13 protein-coding genes and 1 pseudogene are annotated in these 13,923 nt (G+C 68.6%); 7 read left to right on the forward strand and 7 right to left on the reverse strand.

The features are described from left to right. Nucleotides 1-17 precede the first annotated feature (17 nt). A complete protein-coding gene (locus HQ325_RS12500; RefSeq protein WP_222629979.1) occupies nucleotides 18-419 on the forward strand; it encodes a hypothetical protein in 402 nt (133 codons plus the stop codon). Nucleotides 420-425: 6 nt separating this feature from the next. Here the strand turns inward: HQ325_RS12500 and HQ325_RS12505 are convergent, their stop codons facing one another. Beyond that, the gene (locus tag HQ325_RS12505; protein WP_222629982.1) at nucleotides 426-2,141 is read right to left on the reverse strand and encodes an MDR family MFS transporter; all 1,716 of its coding nucleotides are present in this window, start codon (nucleotides 2,139-2,141) and stop codon (nucleotides 426-428) included. A gap of 82 nt (nucleotides 2,142-2,223) precedes the next feature. Here HQ325_RS12505 and HQ325_RS12510 point away from each other — a divergent pair, with 82 nt between their 5' ends. Continuing rightward, entirely contained in the window at nucleotides 2,224-2,634 is a 411-nt protein-coding gene (locus HQ325_RS12510; protein ID WP_056441350.1) for a rhodanese-like domain-containing protein, read from the forward strand. Continuing rightward, nucleotides 2,634-3,839, forward strand: a complete 1,206-nt coding sequence (locus HQ325_RS12515; protein WP_027506211.1) for an O-succinylhomoserine sulfhydrylase — start codon at nucleotides 2,634-2,636, stop codon at nucleotides 3,837-3,839. Before HQ325_RS12510 ends, HQ325_RS12515 begins: the two co-directional genes overlap by 1 nt. A gap of 72 nt (nucleotides 3,840-3,911) precedes the next feature. Here HQ325_RS12515 and HQ325_RS12520 read toward each other — a convergent pair whose 3' ends face one another. After that, nucleotides 3,912-4,997 carry an isochorismate synthase MenF gene (locus tag HQ325_RS12520; RefSeq protein WP_222629985.1) on the reverse strand — a complete coding sequence of 362 codons (1,086 nt, stop codon included), beginning with the start codon at nucleotides 4,995-4,997 and terminating at the stop codon, nucleotides 3,912-3,914. Beyond that, nucleotides 4,994-5,755 (reverse strand): HAD-IIA family hydrolase, encoded by a 762-nt coding sequence (locus HQ325_RS12525; protein WP_222629987.1) that lies wholly within the window; start codon nucleotides 5,753-5,755, stop codon nucleotides 4,994-4,996. Before HQ325_RS12525 ends, HQ325_RS12520 begins: the two co-directional genes overlap by 4 nt. Before the next feature lie 163 nt (nucleotides 5,756-5,918). On the opposite strand from HQ325_RS12525, the gene HQ325_RS12530 reads away from it, so the two are divergent. Together HQ325_RS12530 and HQ325_RS12535 are read left to right on the forward strand one after the other, a co-directional pair. Next, nucleotides 5,919-6,635 (forward strand): GNAT family N-acetyltransferase, encoded by a 717-nt coding sequence (locus tag HQ325_RS12530; protein ID WP_308014481.1) that lies wholly within the window; start codon nucleotides 5,919-5,921, stop codon nucleotides 6,633-6,635. Then, entirely contained in the window at nucleotides 6,635-7,834 is a 1,200-nt protein-coding gene (locus HQ325_RS12535) for a GNAT family N-acetyltransferase (RefSeq protein WP_222629991.1), read from the forward strand. The genes HQ325_RS12530 and HQ325_RS12535 overlap by 1 nt, the downstream gene beginning before the upstream one ends. 143 nt (nucleotides 7,835-7,977) lie before the next feature. Here HQ325_RS12535 and HQ325_RS22475 read toward each other — a convergent pair whose 3' ends face one another. After that, nucleotides 7,978-8,727, reverse strand: coding sequence for a 2-phosphosulfolactate phosphatase (locus HQ325_RS22475; RefSeq protein WP_308014480.1), 750 nt, complete (start codon nucleotides 8,725-8,727; stop codon nucleotides 7,978-7,980). Continuing rightward, entirely contained in the window at nucleotides 8,724-9,392 is a 669-nt protein-coding gene (locus HQ325_RS22480; RefSeq protein WP_261778193.1) for a hypothetical protein, read from the reverse strand. The genes HQ325_RS22475 and HQ325_RS22480 overlap by 4 nt, the downstream gene beginning before the upstream one ends. A gap of 71 nt (nucleotides 9,393-9,463) precedes the next feature. On the opposite strand from HQ325_RS22480, the pseudogene HQ325_RS22970 reads away from it, so the two are divergent. Continuing rightward, nucleotides 9,464-10,805: pseudogene (locus tag HQ325_RS22970) on the forward strand (HNH endonuclease). A gap of 261 nt (nucleotides 10,806-11,066) precedes the next feature. Beyond that, a complete protein-coding gene (gene fgd / locus HQ325_RS12550; protein WP_222629993.1) occupies nucleotides 11,067-12,080 on the forward strand; it encodes a glucose-6-phosphate dehydrogenase (coenzyme-F420) in 1,014 nt (337 codons plus the stop codon). On the opposite strand, the gene HQ325_RS12555 is transcribed toward fgd, so the two are convergent. Both HQ325_RS12555 and HQ325_RS12560 read right to left on the reverse strand, forming a co-directional pair. Beyond that, nucleotides 12,040-12,510 (reverse strand): MarR family transcriptional regulator, encoded by a 471-nt coding sequence (locus HQ325_RS12555; protein WP_308014478.1) that lies wholly within the window; start codon nucleotides 12,508-12,510, stop codon nucleotides 12,040-12,042. The genes fgd and HQ325_RS12555 overlap by 41 nt on opposite strands. Continuing rightward, nucleotides 12,503-13,909, reverse strand: coding sequence for a DHA2 family efflux MFS transporter permease subunit (locus HQ325_RS12560; protein WP_222631005.1), 1,407 nt, complete (start codon nucleotides 13,907-13,909; stop codon nucleotides 12,503-12,505). Before HQ325_RS12560 ends, HQ325_RS12555 begins: the two co-directional genes overlap by 8 nt. Nucleotides 13,910-13,923 lie beyond the last annotated feature (14 nt).

Genomic DNA, 13,923 nt, shown 5'->3' on the forward strand with positions numbered 1-13,923 from the left:
GCTGACATGATCGGAGCATGAGCTCCGAAGAGGATCCGAGACCCACCACCGCAGCGCCCTTCATCGCGGCCGCTGCGGTGGTGGTCGTCGTGGCGGTGATCATCGCGATCCTGTCGCTGACCGGGTCGCCCGACGAGAACGTCAGCGACAACCAGCGCGTCGGGACCGCCGTCGCCGCCTACGTCGAGGCTGTGAAGTCCGGCGACACCGCCGCAGTCACCGCACTGCAGTGCCCCGGCATTACCGACGCACCGCTGGCGGATGCGGGTACGTCGGTGGAGCTCGAGAACATCGAGGAGGTGCGGGTGAAGGGTGACGCCGCCGAGGCCGACGTGCGCGTCAGCCTCGACGGCAGCGAGCAGAGCCTCACCTGGAACGCGGTGCGGTCCGGTGACGACTGGCTGCTCTGCAGTCCCTGACGAGCTCTACTCGGCCGTGTCCTTGCTCGCCGTGCGTTCCGACGCCTGAGCTGCGAGGCCGCCCTGGGTGCGCAGCGGGACCTCCTTGTAGAACAGGTTGATCACGAAGGCGAGCGCCAGGACGAACCCGGCCACGACGAAGACCGAGTCCATCGCGTCGGAGAATCCGATCTGGAACGGTGCCGCCAACGCGTCGGGCAGCTTCTGGATGAACGACGTGTCGTCGAGGATGCCGCCGGCTGCCGATCCGTTGCCCTGCACGAGCCCCTGCGCGAGGCCGGACACCGCGGGGTCGGTGCTGGAGGCGGCCTGACCCACCGCGTCGCGGAACTCGGGAGTCTCCGCTGCGGAGCGCAGGGCCGACGCGATGGCGTCGGTCACGCGCGAGAAGAGCAGGGACAGGAACACCGCGACGCCGATGGTGCCGCCGATCTGCCGGAAGAACGTGGCCGACGAGGTGGAGACGCCCATGTCCTGCGGCGGCAGTGCGTTCTGGATCGCGAGGGTCAGCGGCTGCATCAGATTGCCCAGGCCGAACCCGAAACCGAACATCGCGATCATGATCATCCACAGCGGTGTGTCGTACTCGATGAGCGAGAACGCGAACATGCAGACGGTCATGAGAGTCGTGCCGATGATGGGATACGGACGGTAGTGGCCGGTCCGGGAGATCATCTGGCCGGAGAAGATCGAGGCGACCATGATGCCCAGCACCAGAGGGAGCATCTGGAACCCGGCGAGCGTCGGCGACGAGCCCTTGACCACCTGCAGGTACTGGGGGAGCAGCGTGATGCCGCCGAACATCGCCGCACCGGTGATGACCGAGAGCACGAGTCCGATGCTGAACGTCGAGTTGCGGAAGAAACGCATCGGGATGAGTGCGTTCGTCTTCATCCTGATCTCGATGGCGATGAAGGCCGCGATGCCGAGGACACCGATGACGTAACAGAGCATGGCCCTGCCGGAGCCCCATCCCCACGTGCGTCCCTGCTCGGCGATGATCAGCAGCGGCACCAGTCCGACGGCCAGCGCCGCGGCGCCGCCCCAGTCGACGACCGCGCTGCCGTGTCGACGCGGCAGATTCAGCACCTTGGCGACGACGAACAGAGCGACGATGCCGATGGGCACGTTGACGAAGAACACCCAGCGCCAGCCGGTGATGTTCAGGATCTCGGACTGGCCCGACAACACGCCGCCGATGACCGGACCGAGCACGCTGGACGTGCCGAACACGGCGAGGAAGTAGCCCTGGTACTTGGCCCGCTCCCGCGGCGGGACGATGTCGCCGACGATGGTCAGTGCGAGCGAGAACAGGCCGCCGGCACCGAGGCCCTGGAACGCGCGGAAGGCCGCGAGTTGGTACATCGACGTGGCGAAGCCGCAGAGCGCCGATCCGATGACGAAGATCGTGATCGCGGTCAGGAAGAACTGTTTGCGCCCGTAGATGTCCGAGAGCTTCCCGTACAGCGGCGTGGAGATGGTGGCCGTGATCAGGTACGCCGTGGTGACCCACGCCTGAACGGAGAAGCCCTGCAGGTCGTCCGCGATGGTGCGGATGGACGTCGAGACGATCGTCTGGTCGAGCGCGGCCAGGAACATGCCGAGCATCAGACCGGAGATGATCGTCATGATCTGGCGATGGGTGAACTGCCCCGTGTCGCCGCTCGTGTCCGGCTGTGGTGAGCCGGCGCCCGTCGCAGGGCGCAGTGTGTCGTCCGTCATCGGCTCATCTTGCCCCCTCGAGGCCGTACGCTGCGACTATCGGACATATCGGGCCGAGCCGACCATGTGAGAAACTGGCGTCGTGAGCTACGCAGGAGACATCACGCCCGAGCAGGCCTGGGAACTTCTCAGCACCGATCCGGAGGCCTCGCTCGTCGACGTCCGCACCCACGCCGAGTGGAGCTACGTGGGTGTCCCGGACATCTCGTCGCTGGACAAGCCGACGGCCTTCGTCGAGTGGGTCGGCTACCCGGACGGCGCGAAGAACGAGAACTTCGTCGACGAGGTCCGTGCCGCCGGGGTCGACAAGGGCCCTGTGGTCTTCCTGTGTCGCTCCGGTCAGCGGTCCATCGGTGCCGCCGAGGCCGCGACCGCTGCGGGGCTCGGACCCGCCTACAACGTGCTCGACGGCTTCGAGGGCGCGACCGACGCCGAGGGACACCGCGGCAGTGCCGGGTGGCGCGCCGTCGGACTGCCCTGGCGGCAGAAGTGATCCCCACCGGCGGCGGGTTCTCCAAGCCCCTGCCCGACGGGGTCGGGCAGGGAACTCTCGGTGTCCGCGGCGGTCTGAACCGCTCGGGGTTCGAGGAGAACGCCGAGGCCCTCTATCTCAGTTCGGGTTTCGTGTACGAGAGTGCCGAGGCCGCCGAGCAGGCGTTCACCGGCGACATCGACCACTTCGTCTACTCGCGCTACGGCAACCCGACCGTCACCATGTTCGAGGAGCGGCTGCGGTTGCTCGACGGCGCCGAGGCGGCCTTCGGCACCTCGAGCGGGATGTCCGCGGTCTTCACCGGGCTCGGAGCGCTGCTGAAGGCCGGCGACCGACTCGTCGCGGCGCGGAGCCTGTTCGGCTCGTGCTTCGTCGTGTGCAACGAGATCCTGCCGCGTTGGGGAGTCGAGACCGTTTTCGTCGACGGCGACGACCTGGACCAGTGGGAACAGGCGCTCGCCGTGCCCACCACCGCGGTGTTCTTCGAGACGCCGTCCAACCCGATGCAGTCGCTCGTCGACGTCCGGCGCGTGACCGAGATGGCGCACGCGGCCGGTGCGAAGGTGGTGCTCGACAACGTCTTCGCGACGCCCGTGCTGCAGCGCAGCTTCGACCTCGGTGCCGACGTGGTGGTGTACTCGGGGACCAAGCACATCGACGGACAGGGGCGCGTGCTCGGGGGCGCTATCCTGGGATCGAAGGAGTACATCGACGGTCCGGTGCAGACGCTCATGCGCCACACCGGTCCCGCGCTCAGCCCGTTCAACGCCTGGACTCTGCTGAAGGGTCTCGAGACGATGCCGCTCCGCGTGCGGCACATGAACGCCTCGGCGCTGGCCGTCGCGGAGTTCCTCGAGGCGCAGCCGGGTATCGGATGGGTGAAGTACCCGTACCTGCCGTCGCACCCCCAGCACGATCTCGCGGTCTCGCAGATGAGCGGCGGCGGCACCGTCGTCACGTTCGAGCTCGAGGGCGGCAAGGCGCGCGCCTTCGAGTTCCTGAACAAGCTGCGCATCATCGACATCTCCAACAACCTCGGCGACGCGAAGTCGATGACGACGCACCCCGCCACCACCACCCACCGGGCTATGGGTCCGGAAGGCCGTGCAGCCGTGGGCATCACGGACGGAGTCGTGCGCATCTCCGTGGGCCTGGAGGACCTCGAGGACCTGCTCGGCGATCTGGCGGGAGCGCTCGCCCGGTAGAGCCGAGTGCATCAACGGCCGGCTTCGGTGCGCTGAGCCGCGGTATCCGCGGCTCGGCGCACCGGATCGACGTCAGAGGCCGAAGGGCCTGAGCACCGTCGCGAACTTCGCCGTCGTCTCGTCCAGTTCCGCGCTCGCGTCCGAGGCCGCGACGATGCCACCGCCCGCGGTCGCGACCCCGCTGAGGCCGTCGGCGGCGATGTCCAGGCAGCGGATGGCCACCATCCACTCACCGTCGCCCGACGCGTCGCACCACCCCACCATGCCGGCGTAGAAGTCGCGGTTGCGGCCGGACTCCAGCAGATCGATGGTCTGGAGCGCCAGGTCGGTGGGGCTGCCCGCGACGGCGGGTGTGGGGTGCAGTGCGAGCGCGAGATCCAGTGCCGTGGTGGCGGGGTCGGCCAGTGTCGCGGTGATCGGGGTCGCCAGATGCCACACGGCCGGCGTGCTGGTCAGCGTCGGCCCGTCGGGGACGGACACCTCCGAGCACAGTGGCGCCAGGGCCTCGGCGATGGCGTCGACGACGAAGCGGTGCTCGGCCAGGTTCTTGGCGCTGGCGAGCAGGTCGGCGCCCGCCTGCTCGTCCGCCACCGGATCCTGTTGTCGTGCAGCAGTTCCGGCGAACGGTCGGCAGATCACCTGGGTTCCGGTGCGCCGCACCAGCAACTCCGGCGACGAGCCCACCAGGTGGCGGCCGAAGTACGGACCACCCGCCGCGGTGAGATCGACGGTGAAACCGTTGTGCATCGGATTCGCCTCGATGAGCGTGTCCGCGAACGCCGTCGGGGACAGCGGGGCATCGAACACCAGCGTGATCGACCGCGCGAGAACCACTTTGCGTAGTGCGGATCCGGGATGGTTCAGCACCGTCAGGGCACGCTGCACCCGCGCGACGTGCTTGTCGGGTGGCGGGTTCTGGGAGGCGATCACGGCTCCGGGGAGTGTGACCGGCTCCGGTGTCCGCGGCTCGTCGCGCCGATCGAACGTCGACGGTTCGACGAGCGCACACCGCGTGGACGCGTCGAACCCGACGGCGCCGACGAGAACCCGCGCCGACCCGTCCTCGAGGGCCTCGCGCGCGTCGTCGATGTGGTCGAACGCCTGCCGGGTGCCCGTCGCCTCGACGCTGCGGTCGGGCCGGGAGTAGACGAATCTCATCCGAACGGGTTCGCGGTGTGCCCGATGAGGTCGGCGACCGACTCGATGACACGGGTGGGTCGGAACGGGAACATCTCGACGCTGGCGGGGGTGGAGATACCGGTGAGCACGAGGATGGTCTGGAGACCGGCTTCGAGCCCGGACACGATGTCGGTGTCCATGCGGTCACCGATCATCAGCGTGTTCTCCGAGTGCGCGCCGATGGCCCGCAGAGCGGACCGCATCATCAGCGCGTTCGGCTTGCCCACGTAGTACGGCTCACGTCCGGTCGCGCGCGTGATGAGCGCGGCGACGGATCCGGTGGCGGGCAGCGATCCCTCGCGTGACGGGCCGGTGGCGTCGGGATTGGTGGCGATGAAACGGGCTCCGCGTTCGACCAGCCGAATGGCGGTGGTGATGGCCTCGAAGGAGTACGTGCGGGTCTCGCCGAGCACCACGTAGTCGGGATCGATGTCCGTGATGATGTACCCGATGTCGTGCAGGGCCGTCGTCAGGCCGGACTCCCCGACCACGTACGCGCTGCCGTTCGGACGTTGGTTCCCCAGGAAGGTGGCGGTGGCGAGTGCCGACGTCCAGATCGACTCCTCGGGGATCTCGAGGCCGGTCCGGCGCAGGCGTGCCTGCAGGTCGCGACGGGTGCGGATCGAGTTGTTCGTCAGGACGACGAACGGGGTGTTCGTGTCCTGGAGTTCCTTCAGGAAGCGGTCCGCTCCGGGAACGAGGTGCTCCTCGTGCACCAGGACACCGTCCATGTCCATCAGGTACGTCCACGGGGGTGTCCCCGTCGTGGACGGAGCATCGGCAGGTCGCACGGCGTCGTCAGGACTCACTCTGTCGGGGCTCACCACACCATTCTGCCCCTCCGGAATCGTCGCGAGTACAACGCGCCGCGGCGTCGGAGCCGACCCTTACAGTGGCCTGGTGCAGTGCGACGACCGAGTTCCGGTGATCCCGACCCTCCCCGACGCGCATCCGCTGGACGATCCCATCCGATCGTCCCTCGTCGGCGCCCACTCCCGGTTCGCCGAATGGCGGGGCCGGATCGCGCGCTACCACCCCGAGGTGGCCGGGTTCTTCGGTCATCCCGAGGACATGACGGCGGAGGACTGGGCAGATCTCGGCGCCCTGCTCCCGGTGGGTGAGCAGGCTGCACTGCGGGGCGACGGCATCACCCCGCCCGCCGGGTGGCGCGTTCTCGACCGGATCGGACTGCTGCAGTTCGACGGATCCGCGCTGGTGGTGGAGCCGGAACCGACCGCGCAGGTGCTCACCGCCGACGACGTGCCGGAGATGCTCGATCTCGTGCACCGCACCCGGCCGGGACCGTTCCGCTCGCGGACCATCGAGATGGGCACGTACCTGGGCGTCCGGGACGGGTCGCGGCTCGTCGCCATGGCCGGGGAACGCATGCATCCCGACAGCTGGACCGAGATCAGTGCCGTGTGCACCGACCCCGAGTACCGAGGGCAGGGCCTGGCCACCCGCCTCATCCGCGCGGTCGGGTACGGCATCCGGGAGCGGGGCGAGGTGCCGTTCCTGCACACGAGTGTGACCAACACCCGAGCCGTCGCGCTCTACGACACCCTCGGATTCGTGCTCCGCCGACAGACCACGCTGACGATCGCCGAGGTCGCCTGATGGTCGACATCCGTATTCTCGAGTCGCGGTCGGACCTGCTGGAATCGCAGCGCGTCTTCCGCGCCGCGATGGTGGGCCTGCCCGCGCTGCAGGTCACCGGGGACGAGATCGCGAGTCTGCGCGAGCCCGGTCGGACCTACGGCGCCTTCGACTGCGATCGACTCGTCGGGACCACCGATTCGGCCCGCGGAACCCTGACGCTGCCGGGCGGTGCTCGGGTTCCCCACCTGGCCGTCACCCATGTCGGGGTGTTGCCGACCCACACCCGCCGCGGTGTGGTGTCCGCTCTGCTGCGGCGCCAGCTGCGGGACGCGCGCGATGCCGGTGACGTCGTCGCCTCGCTCCGTGCGTCCGAGGCGGTGATCTACGGCCGCTACGGCTACGGCGTCGCCACCTCGTCCGTGTCCGCGGAGGTCGTCACCGCCCGTGCGTCGGTGCGGGACGAGGCCGTGTCCAGTGGCACCGTCCGCCTCGTCGACGACGGGGACGTGTTCGACGTGCAGGCCGGCATCGTCGCATCGCACCCGTCGAGTCGACCGGGCACCATCACCCGACTGCCCGTCTGGTGGAACGCGTCGAGGCTGCGCGGGCGGACCGACACCGATCCGGTGTGGAACGCGGTGCACTCCACCGGCGGGGTCGACGACGGATACGTCCGGTACCGCCCGCGTGACCCGCGGACGTGGTGGTCCGGGAACGACCGTCGGGTGGTCGTCGACGACCTCCATGCGCCCGACGACGCGGTGTTCGCCGACCTGGTCCGCTTCCTCCTGCGACTCGATCTCGTCGACCGCATCACGTTTCCCGCACTGCCCGTCGACACCGTGCTGCCACTGCTGATGCACGATCGCCGATCCGTACGGCTCGATCGCACCGAGGACGAGACCTGGCTGCGCATCCTCGACGTGTCCGCGGCACTGTCCGCGCGCACGTACGGGCCCGGGGACGCTGTGACCATCGCCGTGCAGGACCCGGACCTGCCGGAGAACGCCGGGACCTACGCCGTCGCACCGGACGGCGTGCGGGTGGTCGACGCGGCGCCGGATCTGACGGTGCACGTCCGAGATCTGGCGTCGGTGCTGCTCGGCGGGACGTCGTGGTCCGCTCTGGTGACCGCGGGGCTCGCGGAGGGCGACCCCGCGGCGGCCGATGCTCTGTTCCGGACCGCGTCGGCGCCCTTCGCCGGCGTCGGTTTCTGACGCACATTCCCCTCCGATCTCTGCGATTCCAACCCGTGTGCCGGGTGGTAGCCCGATCAGTGGTCGTTCTGCTCCTCTCGACGGGGAACGGCGCGGGATCCCGCCGAGAAGTTGTGCGAGGGGAGCAGAAGCACCAGGTGGCATCAGCCGCTGACGAACATTCCACCCCGGACAATGGGAACGCACCCGCTCCGGTCCACTTCCGCGGCGACTGCGACATCGTCGCCGAAGCCGATTGCCTCGAGTTCTCGACCGGAGCTGCAGTCTCGCAACGCTGTTGCTGCATCACCACGGATCGACAGCCACGCCGCCCGTGCTGACAGTGCCTCGGGCGACGGCGAGTACAGGCCGCGCTCTTCGTCGAGGGCCGCGAACACCGCCCCCGCACCCCAGAAGTCCTCGATCGCCGGACGCAGCGACCCGTCGGGCCACTTCTCACCCGCCGCGACGACGGCAACCGTGGCATCCGGTGGTGCCGTCCGGGCGATCCATCGAGCAACCGCGGTCGCCGTGCGAAGGGACGCAGCGATCACTACGGGGGCGGCAGCCAAGGCCTCGGCAATGGTCGATCCGTTGGGGGAGGGAAGGACCAGACGTTGCGGCACCGGGTCGGCCGAGCGGATCGACGATGCGGACAACGTGATTCGGCCGGGGCCCGACTGCGAGCGAGGGACGGCTACTGCTGCGTCGAAGCGTCGGGCGACCGCTTCGGCGTCACTCCACCGATGTGGCACCACCTGGATACCTCGGTCGAGCGCGACACTGACCGTCGTGGTGAACGACAGCACGTCGACGACCACGGCGATGTCCGCGTCGGCGGCTATGGCGTGGGCGCCGCGCACTCCCCACTCGAGACGTTCGCGGTATGTGTGCTGGCGATGTGCGGGGCTCACGGCTGTTCGGCCAGTTCGGTTCCGCGCAGCTCGTACGACTTCACGGCCCAGTAGATGCCGAAGGTCGACACGGCCACGGCTTCGACGACCAGCACCGCCAACGCGCCTTGGCGGAGAACGAGCACCAGTGCCAGCGCCGAGACAGGAGCGACGACCACGATCACGGCCACCGCACGGTAGACCATGCGATAGCGGCGGATGCGGGCAGCAGAGTCCCGAGACGTGTCGAGAGTGTCGTCGGCGCACCACCACACGGACGCGGCGAAGCTGACGAAGAATCCGACGGCCGCTGCGGCATGGACCGCCATGCGGAGCCCGAAGTCGCTCTCGCCCGGCGGATCCGTGGGAATCAGCGCGACCACGACCAGGAGCGAACCGGCCACGTTCAGCAGTCCGTTCTCCAGCGGGCCGTAGCCGCGGTAGCAGATCAGCGTGATCCCGGTTCCGACGAGCACGCCGACGAACACGTCGCGCGCTGGGCTGTAGTAGTACTCGCTCATGGACCCGAGTACGGGCAGATCGGCGTCGAGAAGCGACCATGCGACGAGGACTACCGGCAGTCCGACCGCGAGGACGGACATCGCCGCGCGAAGGGCGAAGTAGGTGCCGACGATGTGTCGAGCCAAGGCGTCGGTGGGGTCGTTCGCGGCGGGGAGCCTGCTCATGGGACGACTCTAACGATCGTGTCGGACCCTTGGTCTACCTTCGGGTGGACTCAGGGATCCGGGGGGAATTCATGATCGAATCTGCAGTGCTCGTACCACCGACGGTGACCGAGATACGCCAGTTCGCAACGCGATTGAGCCTTGTCGACGACTACGAGACGGCCGCAACGGGTATCGACGCGTTGAGGGCTCTGGAAGAGTTGACGTCGGTGGGGGCCGCGGCCCGGGCCTCGGTGACCGATCATGTCTCCGCGGTGATTCGCGCCGATCGCCGCGATCGTGGGGTGGCGCAGAACAAGTGGGACGCGGGCATCGCGTCGCAGGTGGGTCTTGCGCGCCGGGAATCCCACCATCGGGGCGGCACCTGTCTGGGCCTGGCGCGGGCGGTGGTGCAGGAGATGCCGCACACCCATGCCTTGATGCGCAGAGGCCTGCTGAACGAGTATCGAGCGACGCTCCTGGTGCGGGAGACCGCACATCTATCGGCGGAAGATCGGCGCGAAGTCGACCGACGCTTGTGTGCCGATGCGGCGACCCTCGACGGAAAGGGGGACGTGCCTATCGTCGCGATGGCCTCCGCCGTCGCACAGGAGTTGGTGGTGGAACGCAATGCTCGGGCGAAGTCTCGACGCCGGGTGAGCGTGCGGCCCGCTCCCGAGTTCATGGCGTACGTGACTGCTCTGATGCCGATGGACCAGGCGGTGTGCGTCTACACGACGCTCCGACGAGACGCCGACGCGATGGTGGGGTCCGGCTCGGCGGGAGGTCGGACCAGGGACCAGGTCATGGCCGACCTGCTGTTCGAGCGCGTGACCGGAGCCTCCGCGGCACAGGGCGCCCCCGTGGCCGTGCAGATGGTCATGTCCGACGACACTCTGCTCGCGGGCGGCGACGACGCTGCCTACGTTCCCGGCTACGGCACCGTTCCTGCGGCGTCGGCCCGCAGACTCGTAGCGGACAGCGTGGACACCGGCGGGGCCGGGGCGACCTTGCGGCGTGTATGCGAACCCGACGACAGGACACCTGACGGCGATGGAGTCCAGTGCGCGGACGTTCCCCGCAGGACTGGCGTCGTACATCGACATCCGGGACCGGACGTGCAGGACGCCGTGGTGCGATGCGCCGATCCGCCACCACGACCACATCACCCCACACCGCTTCGGTGGACCGACCACCGCCGACAACGGCATGGGCCTCTGTGCTGCCTGCAACCACGCCGAGGAAGCGGACGGATGGGAGACGACGAGGATCCGAGAGGATGTCGCCGGCCTGCACATCGTCCGCTTCCGCACCGCGACAGGCCACACCTACGACTCCGAGGCGCCGGCATCCCCGCGCCCGATGTCCTCGTCGTCCGTCGAAGTTCGGCTCGACGACCTCATGACCGAGAGGTGGGCAGGACAGGTGTCGTGAGATCGCGACGAGCGCCGGCTTGTCGAGCGCGAGTGGTGCTACTCGGTCCTGCAGCAGGCTGAACAGTGCGTGGGCTCCTTCGTGGACAGACCAACGAGATGCCAGCGGCGCGGAGGCCACCCCGACGAGGGCGATGCTCACGACCACGACTCCGCGGGCAAGGCCCGGGCGCACAGGGTTGCGCGCACGACGATTCGAACGTCGTTACTGATAGACATGACAGGAGTCGGATCCCTACCGGCTACGAGACAGGAGTTCGGTGTGGCACAGGAACTGAAGCTGGGATACAAGGCGTCGGCCGAGCAGTTCGGTCCACGTGAGCTCGTCGAGATCGCGGTGCAGGCGGAGTCGTCGGGCATGGACTCGGCGACCGTGAGCGACCACTTCCAGCCCTGGCGCCACGAGGGTGGACACGCACCGTTCTCGCTGGCGTGGATGACCGCGGTCGGTGAGCGCACCAAGACTCTGCAGCTGGGCACGTCGGTGATGACCCCGACGTTCCGCTACAACCCGGCCGTCATCGCGCAGGCCTTCGCGACGATGGCGTGCCTGTACCCGAACCGGATCATGCTCGGAGTGGGTACGGGTGAGGCTCTGAACGAGATCGCCACCGGATTCGACGGTGAGTGGCCGGAGTTCAAGGAGCGGTTCGCGCGTCTGCGCGAGGCTGTGTCGCTGATGCGCGAGCTCTGGCTGGGCGATCGCGTCGACTTCGAGGGCGAGTACTACAAGACCAAGGGCGCCTCGATCTACGACGTTCCCGAGGGCGGTGTCCCGGTGTACGTGGCGGCCGGCGGTCCCGTGGTCGCGCGCTACGCCGGACGCAGCGGCGACGGCTTCATCTGTACGTCCGGCAAGGGTATGGAGCTCTACACCGACAAGTTGATCCCCGCGGTGGCGGAAGGTGCGGAGAAGATGAACCGGTCCGTGGGCGACATCGACCACATGATCGAGATCAAGATCTCGTACGACACCGATGCCGATGCGGCGCTGGAGAACACGCGCTTCTGGGCGCCGCTGTCACTGACGCCGGAGCAGAAGCACTCCATCGACGATCCGATCGAGATGGAGAAGGCCGCGGACGAGCTGCCGATCGAGCAGGTGGCGAAGCGGTGGATCGTCGCCTCCGATCCGGACGAGGCGGTGGAGAAGGTCAAGCCGTACGTCGATGCAGGCCTGAACCACCTTGTCTTCCACGCGCCGGGTCACGATCAGCGTCGGTTCCTGGAGCTGTTCAAGACCGATCTGGAGCCCCGTCTGCGCCGTCTGGGCTGACGACGCCGGAGGACACCGCGCCCGACAGGATCCGGTGCAGCACCGCGGCGTCCTCGTCGCCGAGGTCGGCGAGCGAGTCGGGTACCGGGTCGGTGATCGTGTGCACGCGGTCCATCAGGGCGCGGCCGTCGTCGGTGATCGTGACGCGCTTGCTGCGACGATCGCTGTCGTCGACGGTGCGGCGGACGTAGCCGCGAGACTCGAGTTCGTTGACGCACACCGTGGTTGCCGGCGCGTCCATCGCCGCCGCGGTGGCCACCGCGCTCATCGTCAGCGGTCCGGCGACCAGGCGCCGCAACACCCGCACCCGGCTGAACGGCATGTCGACCTCGGCCGCCACCCGTCGGCGCCAGGTGTCGCGGTTCTCGAAGACCAGCGAGGTCATCGCGGCCCAGGCCTCGTCTATCGGTCGGCTCCGGCGGTCAGGCACGGGCGGGCTCCGGTGTGCGGAACAGTGCGGCCACGTCGTCCGCGGTCCGCGTGGCCCGCCTGCTGGCGCTGAGCAGCCCGAGGCCCGCGACGATCACGCCGATGGCGGCCAGAGCCCACCAGACCGTGTGTGTGGAGGCGGCAAACCCCGCGTCGATGCCGGCCGCGGCGCCCGCGGTGGTGAGGCTCCCGCACAGCGCGACGCCGATGCTGACACCGATCTGGCGGCTGGTCGACGCGACCGCCGACGCCGCACCCGCGCGATCGCGGGGCATCCCGCCGACTGCCGCGTTGGTGATGGGGGCGTTGACCAGCCCGAAGCCGACCCCGAAGATCGCGAACATGACCAGCAGTGCGCTGAGGGGGGTGGTGGCGGAGAGGCGGGTGAGGGTCAGGCCGGCGACGGCAATGACCACACCGGCGATGGTCATCGAGGGGCGGGCACCCCACCGCGCCACCATCCGCCCGGACAGCGGCGAGCAGATCAGCGTGGCGAGTGCGAGCGGCAGGAAGGACGCTCCCGTGCCGATCGCGCTGAAGCCGCGCACCTCCTGCAGGTACAGCGACATGAGGAACAAGAACGCTCCGTATCCACCGAAGGCGCACACGGCCACGATCGTCGCCGACGAGAACGGGATACTGCGGAAGAAGCGCAGATCGATGAACGGATCGACGCGCCTGTTCTCGTAGCGGACGAACGCGACGAACGAGGCCGCGGACGTGGCGAACACCGCGAGGGTGATGGGCGACGACCATCCGAGCGAGGGACCCTCGATGAGGCCGAACACCAGGGAGGCCAGCATGACGACACCGAGCAGCTGACCGATTGGGTCGAACGCGCGCACGACGGGCGACCGCGACTCGGGGACGAACACGGCGGCCAGAACGAACGCTGCGAGGCAGACCGGGATGTTGATCCAGAAGACGGACCGCCACCCGGAGATCTCGATCAACAGTCCGCCGAGCATGGGACCGAGGGCCATGGAGATGCCGACCACGGCGCCCCACATACCGATCGCCCGCGCACGCTCGGCCTTGCCGGTGAAGACCTGCGTGATGATCGACATGGCGACGGGGTTGAGCATCGACCCACCGATCGCCTGGATCATGCGCGCGAGGATGAGGACCGGCGCGGTGGGGGCGAGGCTGCAGAGCAGCGAGCCGACGGCGAAGCTGACGAGTCCGATCTGGAAGACACGGCGCCGCCCCACCCGGTCCGCGGTGGTGCCGGACAGCAGCAGCAGACTGGCGAGCACCAGTGTGTAGACGTCGATGGTCCACTGGAGCTGGGACACGGATGCGCCGAGTTCGGTGCGGATGGCGGGCAGCGCGACGTTCACGATGGTGGCGTCCATCGAGACGATGAGCAGGCTGAGGCAGCACGTGGCCAACACGATCATCTTGTGACGCTGGT

It is taken from the genome of Rhodococcus sp. BP-349 (assembly GCF_019835845.1).
GTDB lineage: Bacteria > Actinomycetota > Actinomycetes > Mycobacteriales > Mycobacteriaceae > Rhodococcoides.

Bases quoted from the DNA above. Each gene is read 5' to 3' on its own strand.
- HQ325_RS12505 (WP_222629982.1), bottom strand. From the start codon at position 2,141: ATGACGGACGACACACTGCGCCCTGCGACGGGCGCCGGCTCACCACAG.
- HQ325_RS12500 (WP_222629979.1), top strand. From the start codon at position 18: ATGAGCTCCGAAGAGGATCCGAGACCCACCACCGCAGCGCCCTTCATC.
- HQ325_RS12535 (WP_222629991.1), top strand. From the start codon at position 6,635: ATGGTCGACATCCGTATTCTCGAGTCGCGGTCGGACCTGCTGGAATCG.
- HQ325_RS12560 (WP_222631005.1), bottom strand. From the start codon at position 13,909: ATGATCGTGTTGGCCACGTGCTGCCTCAGCCTGCTCATCGTCTCGATG.
- HQ325_RS22480 (WP_261778193.1), bottom strand. From the start codon at position 9,392: ATGAGCAGGCTCCCCGCCGCGAACGACCCCACCGACGCCTTGGCTCGA.
- HQ325_RS12525 (WP_222629987.1), bottom strand. From the start codon at position 5,755: ATGGACATGGACGGTGTCCTGGTGCACGAGGAGCACCTCGTTCCCGGA.
- HQ325_RS12520 (WP_222629985.1), bottom strand. From the start codon at position 4,997: ATGAGATTCGTCTACTCCCGGCCCGACCGCAGCGTCGAGGCGACGGGC.